We start from the raw sequence: 15,868 nt of genomic DNA on the forward strand, positions 1-15,868 counted from the left end.
GCCTTTCCGATTAGCCGTGAAACAGAAGGGGACCCCGCGCACCCGCCAGAGCCCATTGACCCTTGCTGCCTTCCGGCCCTGGGGGAGTTCACAGGATAGACGCCGCGCGGGGTCCGTAGCGAGTGTAATACCCGCGGACCCTGCGACTCGACGGGCACATCAGCGCGGTCGGCTACCATAGCCCGCGGAGGATTCGCCTAGTGGCCTATGGCGCTCGCCTGGAACGCGGGTTGGGTTAATAGCCCTCAGGGGTTCAAATCCCCTATCCTCCGCACTCGGCTCGGGAGTGCGACCGGCTGGTCCAACGGCCCGGTCGCACCCCGGCCAAATAACCAATAGGAGGGCTATGAGCCGCACCGTGGCGGTGGTTTGGCACGCGTCGTTTTCTATCGCCGCCGGTGTCCTCTACTTCTTCTTCGTCCTACCGCGGTGGTGGGAACTTTCGGGCGACACGTCACCCACTCTCGGTACCGCGTTGCGCATCGTCACCGGCGCGCTCATCGGCCTGGCTGCGCTGCCGGTGGTGTTCACGCTGCTGCGCACCCGTCGGCCGGAGTTCGGCACGCCGCAGATGGCCCTGCGCCTTTACACGTCGTCGATCGTGTTGCACGTGCTCGCGGGAGTGCTGATCCTGGGCACCGCGATCAGCGAGATCTGGATCAGCCTCGACAACGCCGGGCAGTGGCTGTTCGGCATCTACGGCGCCGCCGCCGCCATCGCGCTGCTCGGCATCTCCGCGTTCTATCTGGCGTTCGTTGCCGAACTGCCGCCGCCTCCGCCCAAACCGCTCAAGCCGAAGAAGGCCAAGCAGGGCCGCCGTGGCCGCAAGGCCGCCGAGGACGAGGCCACCGAAGACGCCGCTGAAGACGCCGCTGAGGACGCCGCCGAGGAGACCCCTGAGGACGTTACGGACGAAGCCGACGCGGAACCAGCCGAGGTCACCGCCGAAAGCACGGACACCGCGGAGACGGAGTCGACGACAGAGGATCCGGAGCTCCCCGTGGAGGACGAACCGGCTGCCGAGTCCACCAACGGCGGGCTGCGCAACCGCAGACGCAGGCGGCTGCGGGGCCGTGTCGCCGTCGAGGACTAGCGTCTGCGCAGTTCTCATCGGCTTGGCATTGATGAGCTGCCGGGCCGGCGGGCCCGCCCGGGCCGATATCCCCGAGTTCACCCTCGATACGCCGTTCGCGTTGGCAGGCGGTCGGGAAGCCCTGATACCGAGCGAGAAATTGCGCCTTCGGTTCGCCGACGTACTCGAAGACTCCCGCTGCCCGACCAGGGTGCAGTGCTTCTGGACCGGACAGGCCAGGATCGCGATTGCGGTGCAACCCGATTCCACCGCCCCGACGACGGTGGAGTTCAACACCAACCCGGCGCCGGGTCAGACGGTCAACGTGGCGACTGTTGGCGCATACCGCATCGCGTTGCAGTCGCTTGAGCCCTATCCGCAGACGCCCGACGACCCGATCAGGTTCGAGGATTACCGGGCCACGATCGTGGTGCAGAACGCTGACGACGACGCCTTCGAGGGTTAGCGGACCGCAGTTCGGGCACTATAGGCAGATGCGCACATCTCCCAAGCGCCGCCTGGTGCCTGCATTGCTGACCGTGCTCGCCGCGGTCTTCGCCCTCGTCGCACCGGCGACGTCGGCGGCAGCACCGGTGGACATCGCCGCGGCTGCCGCTGCGGTCGAACCTGCGGTCGTCCAGATCACCACGAAGATCGACTATCAGCAGGCGATCGGGACCGGCACCGGGATGGTCATCGATCCGGGTGGCGTGGTCCTGACCAACTACCACGTCGTCGCGGGCGCCAACACCATCACCGGCACGGTCGGCGGCCGGGACTACCCGGTCGACCTGGTCGGCTACGACCGCAAGAACGACATCGCGGTGTTGCAGTTGCGTGGCGCCGGCGGAGTGCCCGCCGCCCCGATCGGTGACTCCGGTCAGGTCGTCGTCGGTGAGCCGACGGTCGGCCTTGGCAACGCGCGCGGTACGGGCGCACCCCTCACCCACGAAACCGGCCCGGTGGCCGCACTGAACCGCACCGTGAACGCCGAAGACGCGCTGACCGGCAGCTCGGAAGAGGTCAACGGGCTCATCGAGGTGTCCGCCGACGTACGTCCCGGCGATTCCGGGGGTCCGCTGGTGAACGGCGCCGGGCAGGTCATCGGGGTGGTCACCGCCGCGACGGTGAACTTCCAAATGGGCCCTGCTGGAAAGGGTTTCGCGATACCCATCAATGACGCGATGGCCGTCGCGAACCAGATCCGCTCCGGTGCGCCGTCGCCGAGCGTGCACATCGGACAGCCGACGCTGCTCGGCGTCGGCGTCGGCACGCAGCCGCGCAACGGCGGCGGGATCATCGTGCGCGACGTGGTGATCGGAGGCCCGGCCGCCCAGGCGGGCCTGACCATCGGCGACGTGCTGACGGTGCTCGACGGCACCTCGCTGGACTCGGCCACCACACTGACCTACGTGCTTGACCGGCACTACCCCGGTGATGTCGTCGACCTGACCTGGATCGACCGCAGCGGCCAGGAGCGCACCGGCAAGGCGACTCTGGTTTCCGGCCCCTGACCGCCCTATGCTGAGCGAGTGCTCAACACCACTCCTCATCGCGTTGTCCAGTGGACGACGGGAAACGTCGGAAAAAGCTCCGTAGCGGCCATCGCTGCCAACCCCACACTTGACCTCATCGGGTGCTACGCCTGGTCGAAGGACAAGGTCGGCCGTGACGTCGGCGAACTGGCCGGCATCCAACCGCTTGGCGTCAAGGCAACCGACGACGTCGCCGCGCTGCTCGCGCTCAAGCCCGACTGCGTCGTCTACAACCCGATGTGGATCGACGTCGACGAGCTGGCCCGCATCCTCTCGGCCGGTGTCAACGTCGTCGCCTCCGCGTCCTTCATCACCGGCCACAATCTCGGCGACGACAGAGCCAAACTCGAGGATGCCTGCCAGAAGGGTGGGTCGACGCTGTTCGGCTCCGGTGTGAGTCCTGGCTTCGCGGAACTGCTCGCGATCGTGGCGGCGACATCATGCGACCGCGTCGACAAGGTCACCATCGCGGAGTCCGCCGACACCACCCTCTACGACTCGCCCGACACCGAGCGGCCGTGTGGTTTCGGCATGCCGATCGACGACCCCGACCTGGAGCCGATGATGTCGAAGGGCACCGTGGTGTTCGCCGAGGCGGTACAACTGGTCGCCGATTCGCTCGGGGTGGAACTCGACGAGATCAAGTGCGTGGCCGAATACGCCCAGACCACAGAGGATCTCACGATGGCCTCGTGGACCATTCCCGCGGGCCACGTGGCGGGCACCTTCGCCAGCTGGCAAGGGATTGCCAACGGCAAGACAGTCATCGACATCAACGTCCGGTGGAAGAAGGGCCAGACGCTCGACCCTGACTGGAAGCTGGACGCCGATGGTTGGAAGATCACGATCGAGGGCCGTCCGACGGTCAACATGCAGGTCGGCTTTCTTCCGCCACAGGACATGATCGAGAACGCGAAGTCGATTGACGATTTCTTCGTCCTCGGCCACATCATGACGGCGATGCCGCCGATCCACGCGATCCCGGCCGTCGTCGCCGCGCCACCCGGCATCGTGACCTACAACGACCTGCCCCTTCCACAAGCGAAAGGCGTTGTGCCGCAGAACTAACGGCGCCCTGCCAGCCTCTTCTTCTCCTTTTGGCCGACGTCGCGATACCGCGCACCGTATCTCGGTACCGCAAGCGGGCCCGCGTGCCGGGCCGCGGTGATTGCGTTTCGTAACGGCCGGGCCAGTCCGGCGAACGACGCCATGTCGAGCACCATCGGGGTCAACAGCCGGTTGTGTACGAATGCGAACGCCGCGCCCGACGCCGGGTCGGCCCAGCCGAGGGTGCCGCCAAGGCCGAAGTGGCCAAAGCCCTTGAGCAGGCCGGGTATCGGCGACTCGTGATAGCCGAGGTGAAACGGCATCGGTACGCCGATGTTGAGATCAGGCCAGGGTTTCGGGTTTCCGATCAGCCCCTGCGCCAAGTCGTTCGACACGAACTGGGTGTCGTCGATCCTGCCGCCGTTGGCGATCGCGGCGTACATCTTGGCCAGCCCACGGGCGGTGACGACGCCGTTGGCAGCGGGCACCTCGCCGTCGAGAAATGGAATATCGCCCTGCACAAACGATTTGATGCCGGGAAAGAACATCGCCCCGAACGCGCCAGAGAGCGGCAGGCCCGCCACCTTCGGCGCGACGAAGTTGAACACCGGATTGCCGCGACTGCTCTGCGGTGCAAGGATTTGCGCGACCTTCGTCGGCGAGCCGGCAGGCGGGCGGCCCAAATGCAGACCGTCGGTGTCCAGAGGACGGGCCACCTCTTCGCGGATCAGCTCACGCATGCCCTGCCCGGTCACCGCGCGGGCCAACCCGGAAAGGATCCACCCGTACGTCAGCGCGTGGTAGGCCGGCCAGCCACGCAGGTGGTCCACCGACGCAGCGGCCAGCCGCTGCTCCATCAGCTCGTGGTCGAGCAACTCGTCGCGGCCGACACCCTTCAGATGCGACAGGCCGGAGCGGTGCCGCAGCACGTCGCGGATCGTGATGGCGTCCTTGCCGTTGGCCCCGAACGCGGGCCAGTACGTTGCGACCGGTTCGTCGTAGTCCAGCAGGCCGCGATCGACGAGGCGGTGAATGACAGTCGCCGCTACGCCTTTCGTCGCCGAAAACACCATCGCACCGGTGTCAACGGTCCAGGGCTGTTCCCCCGCGCGGTCGGACCAGCCCGTCCAGACATCGACGACCGGCCGCCCGTCGATGTACACCGAAAGCGCGCCGCCACCAAACCGTCTGCCCGGGAACAGACCCGCGAACACGCGAACGACATTGGAGAACCGCGAATCGGCCGCCCCCTGAACACCGCGGGGCAGGCCTTCCTCAGCGCGGAGCAACGAGGCCTTGCTCATAGCGCTAACAATGCGTCCAGGACGCCGCCACGCGTGGGAAATCGCAATATTCAGCCGACTACCTGCAGGACGACGGCTTGCAGTCGGGCCGCAGGCGGTCCTTCGAGCACCACGTCCTTGAGGATCTTTGCCTGGTTGCCCTCGACGGTGAACTCGCCGGGCTGGGGCAGGTTTCCACCCTGCACCTCATATTTGACCGTGAACGGGGTGGTCGGCAACGGATGGAAGCCAATGTATTTCGGCTCGATCGTGTACTTGTAGACGCATCCGGGACCAGGGTCACAGTTCTGCTCGGTGACGACCACGTTGACCGTGAACTCCTTGGGTATCGGCACCGACGGCGGTGGCGGAGGCGGAGGTGTGGCGACCGTCGGCACAGGTTTGGAGTGGTCACCGAAGATCAGCGCCGCCGCAATGCTGATGCCGCCGATGAGCATTGCAACGATCGCGACCGCGGCAAGCAGCTTGCGGATTGTTTGCATCGGGTCCCCAGGCTAGTTCGGGCGGACGTGTCCGTCGATGATTTCAGCCAGGTTGTCACTCCCAATGCGGACCTCAATACCCGCCTCCGGGCGAGGCAACGGCCTTAGTGTGATCGCTGTGAACCTGTCGGTTTGCCGCCGAGCGGAGTCGTTGTGAAGGGCACGCCGTTCGGCCGATACCAATTGCTCGAGCTGTTGGGTCGCGGCGGCATGGGTGAGGTTTGGAAGGCCTTCGACACCGCCACCCAGCGCATGGTGGCCGTGAAAGTCCTGCCGGCGCAGTTGGCCGCCGACCCGATGTTCGAGCAGCGATTCCGTCGCGAGGCCTTCACCGCTGCCGGACTGAACAATCCTCATGTGGTGCCGATCCACGACTTCGGCGAGATCGCGGGGCGCCTCTACGTCGACATGCGCCTGATCGAGGGAGAAGACCTCGAGCACACGCTGGAGCGCGGCGCACTGGAACCGGAACGGGCTGTGAAAATCATCGAGCAGGTTTCCTCGGCGCTCAACGCTGCGCACCGGGCGGGGCTGGTGCATCGCGACGTCAAACCCTCCAACATCCTTATCGCGGAGGATGATTTCGCGTATCTCATCGACTTCGGGATTGCCCGCGCAGCGAGCGAGACAAAGCTGACCGCAACCGGCAATGTCGTTGGCACGTGGGCGTATATGGCCCCGGAACGCTTCACCAGCGGTGTATCGGATGCGCGTTCGGACATCTATGCCCTCGCCTGCGTCCTGTACGAGTGCCTGACGTCGAACAGGCCCTTTCCCGGCGAAAGCGTCGAGCAGCAGATCGCCGGTCATCTCACGACTCCCCCACCGCGGCCGTCGATTTCACGGCCCGGAGTGTCAGCTGCGCTGGATGCGGTTGTCACCACGGGGATGGCCAAAGAGCCTACCGATCGATACAGCACGACCACAGAGATGGCGCGCGCGGCGCGCAAGGCACTGACTGCCGTCACCCCCACGACTCCGACTGGTCTCGAACACACTGCGATCGGCGTTGCGGCCGATTCACCGACCGAGGTTTTCTCTCAGGAATCCGCAGAAGCCTGGGCGCCAACGCAGACCGGTACGCCGGTACACCTCGAGAAAGCCTGGGCCCCAACACAGTACGGCACGGCCGAAGCCACCGAAGCCAAACCTGACGAGTTCCACCCGCCGCTGCCATGGTGGCAACGAAAGACGGTCGTGATCCCCGTCGCCGTAACCTTGATGGTCATTGCTCTGGTCACGATTTTCTCGGTCGTCGGTGGCAGCGACAGCGGGAACAAACCGCAGCAAGTGACACCTCTCAACGGCATCTACACCGTCGAGTTCGGCACTGCTGAGCCGCCTGATGCGCAGTCAAACGCGAACCAATCGGGCGGTTCGGAGACATGGGTGATCAAGTCTGCCTGCCAGACCGAAGGATGCGTGGCCACCGCATCAAAGGTCAGCGGATCTCGATCAGCTGCATCGACGATGGTGCTCGACGAGCTCGGCGGACACTGGGTCGCCGTGAGCGCAGCGCAGGGGTCATGCATGAACAGCCAGGCCGAGGTCTGGGAAGCGATGTCGCTTCAGCTTCGGCCAGACGGAACGCTGGACGGTAACTTCGTCGTTCGGTCAACGGCAAGCTGTGCGACCGACCAACAGGTTCAGTTCACACGCGTCGGAGATTTGAAACCCGATGCGTCAGTTGCTGATCCGTGGAAGCAACCGCCGCGCGTGCCATCGCCGGCCCAAGGGCTGCACGGCAATTACCAAGAGACGGATACCTATGCCGTCGGTGGCCGCAACGCGGAAGTGAACTTCGACATTGCGACGTATTGCCTGCGCACCGGCGATCGCTGCCTGAGTTATTGGCAGAATCCCGGCGACACCAAGGTCCTGCTATTCGCGAAGAATCAGTGGGTGCTGGCGGACACGTCACAAGATGCGAAGTGCACCAACGGCAGCCCTGCTCGTGCCCAGATCACCCTGAACTACCCGCTTCCCCAGCCGGCCCAAGACCCCGTCACGCTGCTGACGGGGCGGGGCCACTACACCGTCACCGGCGAGTGTCCGTTCAACAGTGACTTCGACTCCCGGGTCCAGCGGACCGGCGACTAGACCAGTCGGCCGCCGTGCCACCCAGTTCCTTGCACTCGCAACAAGATCCGTGCTTATACCGACCTGTTATGCCACGATTGAGACGTGAGCGCACACGCAGTCGTGTGTGTCCTGGGTTCCGCGATGGTGACAGCGTGGACGGCCCTTTCTATGCCCGCCATCATCGCCCCGGCACTCGCCGCAGGCTGCCCCGACATCGAAGTCGTATTCGCCCGCGCCACAACCGAACCGCCCGGTGTTGGGCAGGTCGGGCAGGTATTCGTGGACACACTGCGCTCACAGGTCGGTGGCAGATCCGTCGCCGTTTACCCGGTTGACTACCCCGCCTCGGACGACTTCGCCAGTTCCGCCTCGGTGGGTGCCGACAATGCCCGAGCACACGTTCAGTCGACGGTGACGAACTGCCCCAACACCCGCATCGTGCTCGGCGGCTACTCCCAAGGCGCGTTGACGATCGATCTGATCACCGCGATCCCGGTATCGCTCGCGGGCTTCACTCCCGCGCCGATGCCACCAGATGTCGCGAATCACGTTGCAGCGGTGGCAGTCTTCGGCAATCCGTTGGACAGATATGTCGGCATGCCGCTGACAGGTGTGAGCCCGCTATATGCCGACAAGACCCTCGACTTGTGCGCGGCCGGCGACCCGATCTGCACACCCGGCGGCGGTATGTCGACACCTACGCGCGACGAGATGTTCTCCGACGCGCACCTGTCCTACGTGCGCTCGGGCATGGCCAGTCAGGGCGCGGCGTTCGCCGCGGGCCGGGTCTAGCTAGCACCTTCTTGAGCAAACAACCACCAAACCGCCAACGACCAGGCTCTCAAGTTAATTCGACGCCCTAGTTAGTTCCAGCAAACTTTACTCCCGATGCTGCGTGCCGCTATGGTCCATTTCGGGAGGGAATTTCAGTGGCAAGCACACCAATGAGGGGATGGTATCCGGACCCATCGGGCGCGCCGCGGCAGCGCTACTGGGACGGTGTTCAGTGGACCGGCCATGCGCCTGCGCGGCCAACCCTGAGCAGGACCGGGCTGTGGATCGCAGTAAGCGTCATCGCGGTGATCGCGCTGTTCTTCGGGGGCTGCACCGCGATGGTCGTGGCGGGATCGAAGTCGGACACCCCTAGCGCAGACAAATTCCATGGGCCCACCGGTTGGCTCGGTACACCGCTCCGTGATGGTGATTTGGAGTTCGTCGTCACGGACGTGGCCACCCCGGCCAATTGGCGTGGCGATCCGCGCCCGAAGGGTGAGTGGCTCATCGCGACGATGACCGTGCACAACCTCGATGACGAGTCGCAGGAATTCGCTGCCACCAACCAGAGGTTGATCGACTCGAATGGCCATGTCTACGCGGCCGATGCCGAAGCAGCTGTCGCGATGAACAACAGCTCGATGGTGGTCACGATGAAGCCCGGCGCCAACATGACCGTGAAGTTGCCGTTCGACGTGCCAACGGGAACACTGCCGAAGGCGCTGGAACTACACGACTCGGTGTTCTCCGAAGGCGCTCGCATTCAGGTGAATTCGTCCTGACTAGCGCGCCATCTCTTCCTTCACGGCCGTGACGAATGCATCGACGTCGGCCTCGGTGGTGTCGAACGAACACATCCAGCGGACGTCGCCGGCCGCCTCGTCCCAGAAGTAGAACCGGAATCGCTTCTGCAGCCGCTCGCTGACGTCACGGGGTAGCCGAGCGAAGACCGCGTTGGCCTGCACCGGATGAAGCACTTGAACCCCGTCGACGGCGCGCACTCCTTCGGCGAGGCGTTGCGCCATTTGGTTCGCGTGCCGGGCGTTGCGCAGCCAAAGGTCCTTGGCCAGCAGCGCTTCCAGCTGCACCGCGACGAAGCGCATCTTGGAGTGCAGCTGCATCGACAGCTTGCGCAGATGCTTCATATGGCTGGCCGCATCCGGGTTGAGCACCACAACAGCCTCGCCCAACAGCGCGCCGTTCTTGGTGCCACCCAGCGACAGGATGTCAACGCCGACGTCGGAGATGAATGCACGCATCGGGAGGTCAAGTGTCGCAGCCGCATTGGCGATACGTGACCCGTCGACGTGCACCTTCATGTTTCTGCCGTGGGCCTGGTCGCAGATCGCCCGGATCTCGTCGGGTGTGTACAGCGTGCCCAACTCGGTGCTTTGGGTGATCGACACGACCTGCGGCATCGCTCGGTGCTCGTCGCTCCACCCCCACGCCTGCCGGTCGATCAGGTCCGGGGTGAGCTTGCCGTCGACTGTGGGCACGGTGAGCAGCTTGAGTCCGCCCATCCGCTCGGGCGCGCCGCACTCGTCGACGTTGATGTGCGCGGTCTCGGCGCACACCACAGCACCCCATCGATCGGTGACGGCTTGCAGGGCAACGACGTTCGCCCCTGTGCCGTTGAAAACGGGAAACGCTTCCGCGGTGGGGCCGAAGTGCTCGCGGATGATGTTCTGCAGGTTCTCGGTGTACGCGTCGTCACCGTAGGCCACCTGGTGCCCGCCGTTGGCCAGCGCGAGAGCGTCGAGTATTTCCGGGTGAACGCCGGCGTAGTTGTCACTGGCGAAGCTACGAACGTCCGGGTCGTGGCGGCGTTGGGCGTCGGTGTGGCTCACCGGCTCACCGGGTTGCCCGCGTCGTCCCAATTCGCGGCCACCTTCTTACTCGGCTGCACCCTCGGCGGTTCGCCCGGCATCTTCGGATAACTCGGCGGATACGGCAGATCGCCGAGCCCGCGGTCCTCGTCGGCCTTGACCATCTCCAACAACGGCTCCAATGACTGTGCGACGGAATCGATTCCGTCCCAGGGGTCGGGTCGGCCTGCGACGAAATCGGGTGCGGTGGTGATCGTGTAGTCATCGGGATCGGCGTCGCGCAGTTCGTCCCATGTCAACGGCATCGACACCGTCGCAATCGGCGTCTTGCGTGCCGAGTACGCCGACGCGAAGGTGCGGTCGCGGGCATTCTGGTTGTAGTCGATGAAGATTCGCTCGCCGCGCTCTTCTTTCCACCATGACGTCGTGACCGCGTCGGGCGCCCGCCGCTCCACCTCGCGGGCCAACGCGATGCCCGCTCGCCGCACCGCGATGAAATCCCAGTCGGGCTTGATGCGGACGAAGATGTGCACACCGCGACCGCCGGACGTCTTCGGATAGCCGACCAGGCCGAGTTCGTCGAGCACCGGCTTGAGCACGTCGACCGCGATTGTGCGAGCCTCCTTGAACGCTGTGCCGGGCTGCGGATCCAGGTCGACCCGCAACTCGTCGGGATGCTCGGTGTCCGCGCAGCGCACCTGCCAGGGATGCAGGGTGATGGTTCCCATCTGCGCTGCCCACACGATCGCTGCCGGGTGAGTCACCTTGAGCGCGTCCGCAGTTCGGCCCGAGGGGAAGGTCACCACGCAGGTCTCCAGGTAATCTGGCGCATGCTTGGGAATCCGCTTCTGATAGATCTCCTCGCCCTCGATGCCGTCTGGAAAGCGCTGCAGATGTGTTGGCCGGTCGCGCAGCGCCGTGAGCATCGGACCGCTCGCGACGGCCAGGTAATACTCGACGAGTTTGCGCTTGGTGCCCTCGGAGCCCAGCTTCGGGAAGTACACCTTGTCGGGGTTGGTCAGCCGGACGTTGATGCCGTCGACGTCGATTTCCTCTGCGGGCGTGGCCATCAGCGCGACTCCAGCACGTCGTACAGGTCGAAGGTGATCGGCACATCGAGCTGTTCGAAGGTGCAGCTGTCCGGTTCGCGATCAGGGCGCCATCGGACGAACTTGACAGCGTGCCGAAACCGCTTGCCGTGCACTGTGTTTCCCTCCATCTGGTCGTAGGCCACCTCGCACACCTTCTCCGGACGCACCGGAATCCAGCGCTTGTCGGCCGCCGAGTTCCACCGGCTCGGATCCCCTTCGCGCACTTCGTCGCCTTCGCGCAGCGGCTCGAGATCGGCGAGCAGCTTGAGTCGGTCCTTCGCGGTGAACGACGCAGCGCCGCCGACCATTTGCAGTTCGCCGTCGTCGCGGTAGAGCCCGAGCAGTATCGAGCCGATACCCTCGCCGCTCTTGTGGATGCGGTAGCCCATCGCCACACAGTCGGCATCGCGGGCGTGCTTGACCTTGACCATCTCCCGCTTGCCCGACAGGTAGGGGCCGTCCAGTCGCTTGGCGATCACGCCGTCAAGGCCGGCGCCCTCGAAAGTGTCGAGCCACTTGGCGCCCTGCTCCGGATCCTCGGTGGTGCGGGTGACATGGCACCACTGCTTTTCGTTGACCGAATCGGACAGCACGTCGCGGCGCACCCGGAACGGCTCTTTCAACAAAGACCTCTCGCCGGTGGCCAACGCGTCGAATCCGATGAAATGTGCGGGCGTCTGCTCGGCCAGCAGCTTGATTCGGCTGGCTGCCGGGTGGATGCGCTGCGACAGCGACTCCCAGTCCAGCCGGATGCGGCCGTCGATCTCGCGCGGCACCACGATCTCTCCGTCGAGCACGCAACGTGGCGCGAGTTCGTCGCGCAATGCCTGCTCCAATTCGGGGAAGTAGCGGCCGAGTTCCTTGCCGTTGCGCGACTGCATGACGACTTTGTCGCCGTCGCGGAACACCAGCGCGCGAAAACCGTCCCACTTCGGTTCGTAGGACCACACCCCCGGTTCGGGTGGCACCTTGGCCTGGGCCTTGGCCAGCATCGGCTCCAACGGTGGCAATACGGGGAGATCCACGCTTTCCATACTCACGTAGACCGCCGACACCGGGCAATGTCATCGGACGGCGAACGGGTTGATTACTAGCGCCTGGTACGAGTAATCACCCCGTTAAGGCGCGAGAGAATGAGCCAGTGCAGCTGCCTGTGATGCCGCCGGTGTCTCCGATGCTGGCCAAGCCGGTGCGGTCCATCCCGCCGGACGCCTCCTACGAACCGAAGTGGGACGGGTTTCGGACGATCTGCTTCCGTGACGGCGACGAGGTGGAGCTGGGCAGCCGCAACGAGCGGCCGATGACCCGGTATTTCCCGGAAGTCGTAGCGGCAATTGCCTCCGAATTACCGCAACGCTGCGTGGTCGACGGTGAGATCGTCATCGCCACCGACCGTGGACTGGACTTCGAGGCTCTGCAGTTGCGCCTGCACCCTGCGGCCAGCCGCGTCAACATGCTCGCCGAGCAGACACCGGCGGCGTTCATCGCGTTCGACCTGCTCGCCCTCGGCGACGACGACTACACCGGTCGACCGTTTCACGAACGTCGCGCCGCGCTGGTCGACGCGTTGGCCAGTTCAGGTCCGTCGGTCCATGTCACGCCCGCGACCACCGACCTGACGACCGCGCGGCGGTGGTTCACCGAACTCGAGGGCGCCGGGCTCGACGGGCTGATCGCCAAGCCGTTGGACATCACCTATCAGCCGGACAAGCGGGTCATGTTCAAGGTCAAGCACGAACGGACCGCCGACTGCGTGGTCGCCGGCTACCGGGTGCACAAATCGGGCGAGGACGCGGTCGGCTCGCTGCTGCTCGGCCTCTACACCGACGACGGCACGCTCGCATCGGTCGGCGTCATCGGCGCATTCCCGATGGCCGAACGCCGGCGGCTGTACGCCGAGTTGCAGCCTCTCGTCACGACGTTTGAAGGCCACCCGTGGAACTGGGCCGCACACGCGGTGGCCGACAACCCAAGGCGCTACGAAGGGGGCTCGCGCTGGAACGCAGGCAAGGACCTTTCGTTCGTCCCGCTACGACCCGAGCGCGTGGTGGAGGTCCGTTACGACCACATGGAAGGCCGACGGTTCCGCCACACTGCGCAGTTCAACCGCTGGCGGCCAGACCGCGACCCACGCTCATGTACTTACGAGCAGCTCGAGCGGCCTGCGACGTTCGACCTTGGCGATATCGTGCCCGGCCTCGGCCGAAACATGTGATGCTTCGCCGATGGCGATCACCCGCGCGATGGCTGCCGCCATCACTGTCACCAGCGCCGCTATCGGCTTGGCAAGCCCGGCATCGGCGGACGACCAACTCGATGGCGACTACAACCTTGTCACCGACGGCCCGCCGACCATCTGGACCATCACTACGCAATGCAATGCAGAGCGCACTTGCGGAGGGTCGGTGGCGACGTCTCGGGGGTGGGTCGGGGCGATCAGCAGAGTGGCCGGCGGCCCCTGGACCGCTGAACGCCTTGGCGCCTCGACCGGGTGGACGTGCCCCGACGGAAGTACCGGCCCGGCAGACCTGCTGTACTCGTTCGACCCTGTGACGCTCGCGGGCACCGTCAGCGCCACGTCGAAACCCGGGGTGTGCAACGACCCCAACCCGCAGCAGGGTCAACAGCCGATCAGTCTGGAGCCCGCGGCCCCGTCTGCGCCACCAAAGTTTCTCGACGGCCTGATTCCCTGACATTGATCTAGGCCGGATCGGTCGGAAGCAACGTACCCAACGGGCCGAGGTCGATGTTGAGATCCTCTGGCCGCAAATCGAAATGTTCGCGGAGCTCAACCATCTTCTCCTCCAACAACATCAGCGTGGTTCCGACCCGCTCGATCTGCTCCTCGGTCAACAGCCCGTCGTCCACCCGGCGGATCGCTTGGCGTTCCATCAGCTGCCGCAGCAACTCGACCAGGGTCAGCACCAAACTCACCAGGCCGCGCTCCACGGTCGCGGGGTCAGCGTTGATTCGTTGCCGCGGCGCAACGAGATCACCGCGCTCGGCGCCCGTCATGGTCACCTCCAGTGATTCCTTCAACCGACATCAACGAACCGACCGACGAGACGAGCGTGCGCAGGGAGATGACGACCAGATCGACGTCGGCGATGGACAGCACCACTTCGCCGCTGATCACCACGCCTCCCGCGAGCACGCGATCCAGAAGGTCCACCAGCGAGATGCGCCGGTCCTCCTGCGCAGGTAGCACTTCGTTCATTCGGCGACCGGCTCTCCCGCGAACGAGTACGGCGGCCATGGCCCCGTCGTCTCCAGTGACAGTCGTGCCGTCGACATTGCCAGTGCGGCAACGGTTTCCCGGAAGAACTCGACGGCGTCAGCGTCGACGAGGTACGTACCGTTGAGCACCGCGAGGTCGTTTCGGCCTGAGAGACTGCGGTCGGGCGGCGGTTTGCGCTTACCGTCGACGGCGTGCCGCATCAGCGTCGTGTGGATGCGGTCAGCCTCCACAGCCGCGGCTTGGTAGGCCTCCTCGCGGGAGGCGAGCTCACGCCGGCGACGCATCAGATACGAAGTGCCGCTGCGCGCCCCGTGATCGACAAATCCTTCGTCCGGCATCGTCAAGCTCGCCGGATCGGCATATACCTTCACGCCGACTTCAGCGCGTCCGGACAGCCGACTCAGCGTCGCGACGAATTCTCGGCGCCGGTGCTCCAACAGATCCCGCACCCGGCCGTCATCGAGGTACACCGTCGCCATCCGCACCGGAATCACCGCGCCTGAGCGTGCAATCGCGCTTATCACTGCGTCATGCGCGCGCGCCTTCTGCGACATCCAATCGAGGTCTTCGAGGTTGCGGCGCAAGGCATCCTGGCCGTACTCGTCGAGACTGACGACGCCAACAACCGCGGCCAGGTCATCGGAAGCGACCACCTGCACTGGTTCGCCCGCCACCCCGCGCAACCCAGACACACGGCTCTCAGCGCGGCCGACGTGGATGACCGCATAGACCCAGACAGCGTCAACGCTCATCCTCGTACTCCGCGGATCGCGCCGTCACCGCACGACGGTCACCGTCGCCCTGCTGCAGGCGCTCGATGTCGGCGCGCAGCCGCTGGTTCTCGATTTCGAGGCGCGACTTCTTACCGGTCAGCCAGGGATCGTTTTCCCACCAATCGATTCCGACCTCCTTAGCCGTTTCCAGCGACGCGACGACGAGGCGGAGTTTGATCGTCAGGAGCTCGATATCGAGCAGGTTCACCTGGATGTCGCCTGCGATGACGATGCCCTTGTCCAGCACCCGCTCCAGGATGTCGCCAAGGTTGGCGGGCTGGGGGTTGCCTACGGCGCCGCCGTAGCCGCGAGGCACCAGGCTGTCGTCTCCCAACGTCACGTCGCCTCACTCCCATCGCGGGTCTGGCCTCGGAGGTACCGGCGTGTCCTGCGGAAGCCGAGCAGTTCGCCGTCGGCATCCAGTTCCACTTCGTAGAGCGCCAGCACATCCGCCGACGACGGAATTCGACGGTCTTCTACCACTTCGAATTCCACGACCCAGCCGTCGGCATCGGTCAGTTCCACCGATGTCATCGCGACCGGTTCGCCGCCGTTGAGCTCCGTGATGAATTCCCTGGCCACTTCGGCGGCATCTCTCGCGCGAAGCGGTGGGTCGTTTCGCGACTGAGTGCGTTGGGCCATCG

19 protein-coding genes, 1 tRNA gene and 1 other RNA gene are annotated in these 15,868 nt (G+C 65.2%); 10 read left to right on the forward strand and 11 right to left on the reverse strand.

Going from position 1 to position 15,868, the window contains the following annotated elements:
- Nucleotides 1-23 precede the first annotated feature (23 nt).
- An RNA gene (gene ffs / locus GGC64_RS21640) (signal recognition particle sRNA small type) lies at nt 24-118 on the reverse strand.
- Nucleotides 119-186: 68 nt separating this feature from the next.
- Between ffs and GGC64_RS21645 the strand changes: the two genes are divergently transcribed.
- The 5 genes from GGC64_RS21645 to GGC64_RS21665 all read left to right on the forward strand — a co-directional run bounded on the left by GGC64_RS21645 (nt 187) and on the right by GGC64_RS21665 (nt 3,675).
- A tRNA-Ser gene (locus GGC64_RS21645) sits at nt 187-272 on the forward strand.
- Nucleotides 273-346: 74 nt separating this feature from the next.
- The gene (locus GGC64_RS21650; RefSeq protein ID WP_192724573.1) at nt 347-1,093 is read left to right on the forward strand and encodes a hypothetical protein; all 747 of its coding nucleotides are present in this window, start codon (nt 347-349) and stop codon (nt 1,091-1,093) included.
- Between the two features lie 31 nt (nt 1,094-1,124).
- Nucleotides 1,125-1,538, forward strand: coding sequence for a hypothetical protein (locus tag GGC64_RS21655; RefSeq protein ID WP_192724574.1), 414 nt, complete (start codon nt 1,125-1,127; stop codon nt 1,536-1,538).
- A 28-nt stretch (nt 1,539-1,566) separates the two neighbouring features.
- On the forward strand, nt 1,567-2,586 hold the full coding sequence (locus tag GGC64_RS21660; protein ID WP_192724575.1) for a S1C family serine protease: 1,020 nt from the start codon (nt 1,567-1,569) through the stop codon (nt 2,584-2,586).
- Between the two features lie 18 nt (nt 2,587-2,604).
- On the forward strand, nt 2,605-3,675 hold the full coding sequence (locus GGC64_RS21665) for a dihydrodipicolinate reductase (RefSeq protein WP_192724576.1): 1,071 nt from the start codon (nt 2,605-2,607) through the stop codon (nt 3,673-3,675).
- Here the strand turns inward: GGC64_RS21665 and GGC64_RS21670 are convergent.
- Both GGC64_RS21670 and GGC64_RS21675 read right to left on the reverse strand, forming a co-directional pair.
- A complete protein-coding gene (locus GGC64_RS21670; protein ID WP_192724577.1) occupies nt 3,672-4,958 on the reverse strand; it encodes a serine hydrolase domain-containing protein in 1,287 nt (428 codons plus the stop codon). The genes GGC64_RS21665 and GGC64_RS21670 overlap by 4 nt on opposite strands.
- A 50-nt stretch (nt 4,959-5,008) precedes the next feature.
- Nucleotides 5,009-5,440, reverse strand: coding sequence for a hypothetical protein (locus tag GGC64_RS21675; protein ID WP_192724578.1), 432 nt, complete (start codon nt 5,438-5,440; stop codon nt 5,009-5,011).
- A gap of 153 nt (nt 5,441-5,593) precedes the next feature.
- Here GGC64_RS21675 and GGC64_RS21680 point away from each other — a divergent pair, with 153 nt between their 5' ends.
- From GGC64_RS21680 to GGC64_RS21690, 3 genes are all read left to right on the forward strand, one after another.
- On the forward strand, nt 5,594-7,540 hold the full coding sequence (locus tag GGC64_RS21680; RefSeq protein ID WP_192724579.1) for a serine/threonine-protein kinase: 1,947 nt from the start codon (nt 5,594-5,596) through the stop codon (nt 7,538-7,540).
- Between the two features lie 84 nt (nt 7,541-7,624).
- Complete coding sequence (locus GGC64_RS21685) at nt 7,625-8,314, forward strand: cutinase family protein (protein WP_370582235.1); 690 nt, start codon at nt 7,625-7,627, stop codon at nt 8,312-8,314.
- Nucleotides 8,315-8,451: 137 nt separating this feature from the next.
- On the forward strand, nt 8,452-9,078 hold the full coding sequence (locus GGC64_RS21690; RefSeq protein ID WP_192724580.1) for a DUF4352 domain-containing protein: 627 nt from the start codon (nt 8,452-8,454) through the stop codon (nt 9,076-9,078).
- Here GGC64_RS21690 and GGC64_RS21695 read toward each other — a convergent pair whose 3' ends face one another.
- From GGC64_RS21695 to GGC64_RS21705, 3 genes are read right to left on the reverse strand one after another with little or no spacing between them, the layout of a single operon-like run.
- Entirely contained in the window at nt 9,079-10,143 is a 1,065-nt protein-coding gene (locus tag GGC64_RS21695) for a low specificity L-threonine aldolase (protein WP_192724581.1), read from the reverse strand.
- Entirely contained in the window at nt 10,140-11,192 is a 1,053-nt protein-coding gene (ligD, locus tag GGC64_RS21700) for a non-homologous end-joining DNA ligase (protein WP_192724582.1), read from the reverse strand. Before ligD ends, GGC64_RS21695 begins: the two co-directional genes overlap by 4 nt.
- Complete coding sequence (locus GGC64_RS21705; RefSeq protein WP_192725227.1) at nt 11,192-12,247, reverse strand: ATP-dependent DNA ligase; 1,056 nt, start codon at nt 12,245-12,247, stop codon at nt 11,192-11,194. Before GGC64_RS21705 ends, ligD begins: the two co-directional genes overlap by 1 nt.
- Nucleotides 12,248-12,354: 107 nt before the next feature.
- On the opposite strand from GGC64_RS21705, the gene GGC64_RS21710 reads away from it, so the two are divergent.
- Both GGC64_RS21710 and GGC64_RS21715 read left to right on the forward strand, forming a co-directional pair.
- Nucleotides 12,355-13,428 carry an ATP-dependent DNA ligase gene (locus GGC64_RS21710; protein ID WP_192724583.1) on the forward strand — a complete coding sequence of 358 codons (1,074 nt, stop codon included), beginning with the start codon at nt 12,355-12,357 and terminating at the stop codon, nt 13,426-13,428.
- Nucleotides 13,429-13,438: 10 nt separating this feature from the next.
- Nucleotides 13,439-13,906 (forward strand): hypothetical protein, encoded by a 468-nt coding sequence (locus GGC64_RS21715; RefSeq protein ID WP_192724584.1) that lies wholly within the window; start codon nt 13,439-13,441, stop codon nt 13,904-13,906.
- Nucleotides 13,907-13,913: 7 nt separating this feature from the next.
- On the opposite strand, the gene GGC64_RS21720 is transcribed toward GGC64_RS21715, so the two are convergent.
- The 5 genes from GGC64_RS21720 to GGC64_RS21740 are packed head-to-tail and all read right to left on the reverse strand — an operon-like array spanning nt 13,914 to nt 15,866.
- Nucleotides 13,914-14,228, reverse strand: coding sequence for a gas vesicle protein K (locus GGC64_RS21720; RefSeq protein WP_192724585.1), 315 nt, complete (start codon nt 14,226-14,228; stop codon nt 13,914-13,916).
- Nucleotides 14,206-14,430, reverse strand: coding sequence for a gas vesicle protein (locus GGC64_RS21725; RefSeq protein WP_192724586.1), 225 nt, complete (start codon nt 14,428-14,430; stop codon nt 14,206-14,208). The genes GGC64_RS21720 and GGC64_RS21725 overlap by 23 nt, the downstream gene beginning before the upstream one ends.
- Complete coding sequence (locus GGC64_RS21730; RefSeq protein WP_192724587.1) at nt 14,427-15,203, reverse strand: GvpL/GvpF family gas vesicle protein; 777 nt, start codon at nt 15,201-15,203, stop codon at nt 14,427-14,429. The genes GGC64_RS21725 and GGC64_RS21730 overlap by 4 nt, the downstream gene beginning before the upstream one ends.
- The gene (locus GGC64_RS21735; RefSeq protein ID WP_192724588.1) at nt 15,193-15,564 is read right to left on the reverse strand and encodes a gas vesicle protein; all 372 of its coding nucleotides are present in this window, start codon (nt 15,562-15,564) and stop codon (nt 15,193-15,195) included. Before GGC64_RS21735 ends, GGC64_RS21730 begins: the two co-directional genes overlap by 11 nt.
- Nucleotides 15,561-15,866 (reverse strand): gas vesicle protein, encoded by a 306-nt coding sequence (locus GGC64_RS21740; RefSeq protein ID WP_192724589.1) that lies wholly within the window; start codon nt 15,864-15,866, stop codon nt 15,561-15,563. Before GGC64_RS21740 ends, GGC64_RS21735 begins: the two co-directional genes overlap by 4 nt.
- Between the last annotated feature and the right edge of the window lie 2 nt (nt 15,867-15,868).

Source organism: Mycobacterium sp. OAS707 (assembly GCF_014873705.1).
Classification (GTDB): domain Bacteria; phylum Actinomycetota; class Actinomycetes; order Mycobacteriales; family Mycobacteriaceae; genus Mycobacterium.

Excerpts from the sequence above, each read along its gene's own strand:
- GGC64_RS21650 (WP_192724573.1), top strand. The coding sequence starts at position 347 with ATGAGCCGCACCGTGGCGGTGGTTTGGCACGCGTCGTTTTCTATCGCC.
- GGC64_RS21655 (WP_192724574.1), top strand. The coding sequence starts at position 1,125 with ATGAGCTGCCGGGCCGGCGGGCCCGCCCGGGCCGATATCCCCGAGTTC.
- GGC64_RS21660 (WP_192724575.1), top strand. The coding sequence starts at position 1,567 with ATGCGCACATCTCCCAAGCGCCGCCTGGTGCCTGCATTGCTGACCGTG.
- GGC64_RS21670 (WP_192724577.1), bottom strand. The coding sequence starts at position 4,958 with ATGAGCAAGGCCTCGTTGCTCCGCGCTGAGGAAGGCCTGCCCCGCGGT.
- GGC64_RS21675 (WP_192724578.1), bottom strand. The coding sequence starts at position 5,440 with ATGCAAACAATCCGCAAGCTGCTTGCCGCGGTCGCGATCGTTGCAATG.
- ligD (WP_192724582.1), bottom strand. The coding sequence starts at position 11,192 with ATGGCCACGCCCGCAGAGGAAATCGACGTCGACGGCATCAACGTCCGG.
- GGC64_RS21705 (WP_192725227.1), bottom strand. The coding sequence starts at position 12,247 with ATGGAAAGCGTGGATCTCCCCGTATTGCCACCGTTGGAGCCGATGCTG.
- GGC64_RS21715 (WP_192724584.1), top strand. The coding sequence starts at position 13,439 with ATGGCGATCACCCGCGCGATGGCTGCCGCCATCACTGTCACCAGCGCC.
- GGC64_RS21720 (WP_192724585.1), bottom strand. The coding sequence starts at position 14,228 with ATGACGGGCGCCGAGCGCGGTGATCTCGTTGCGCCGCGGCAACGAATC.
- GGC64_RS21725 (WP_192724586.1), bottom strand. The coding sequence starts at position 14,430 with ATGAACGAAGTGCTACCTGCGCAGGAGGACCGGCGCATCTCGCTGGTG.
- GGC64_RS21730 (WP_192724587.1), bottom strand. The coding sequence starts at position 15,203 with ATGAGCGTTGACGCTGTCTGGGTCTATGCGGTCATCCACGTCGGCCGC.
- GGC64_RS21740 (WP_192724589.1), bottom strand. The coding sequence starts at position 15,866 with ATGGCCCAACGCACTCAGTCGCGAAACGACCCACCGCTTCGCGCGAGA.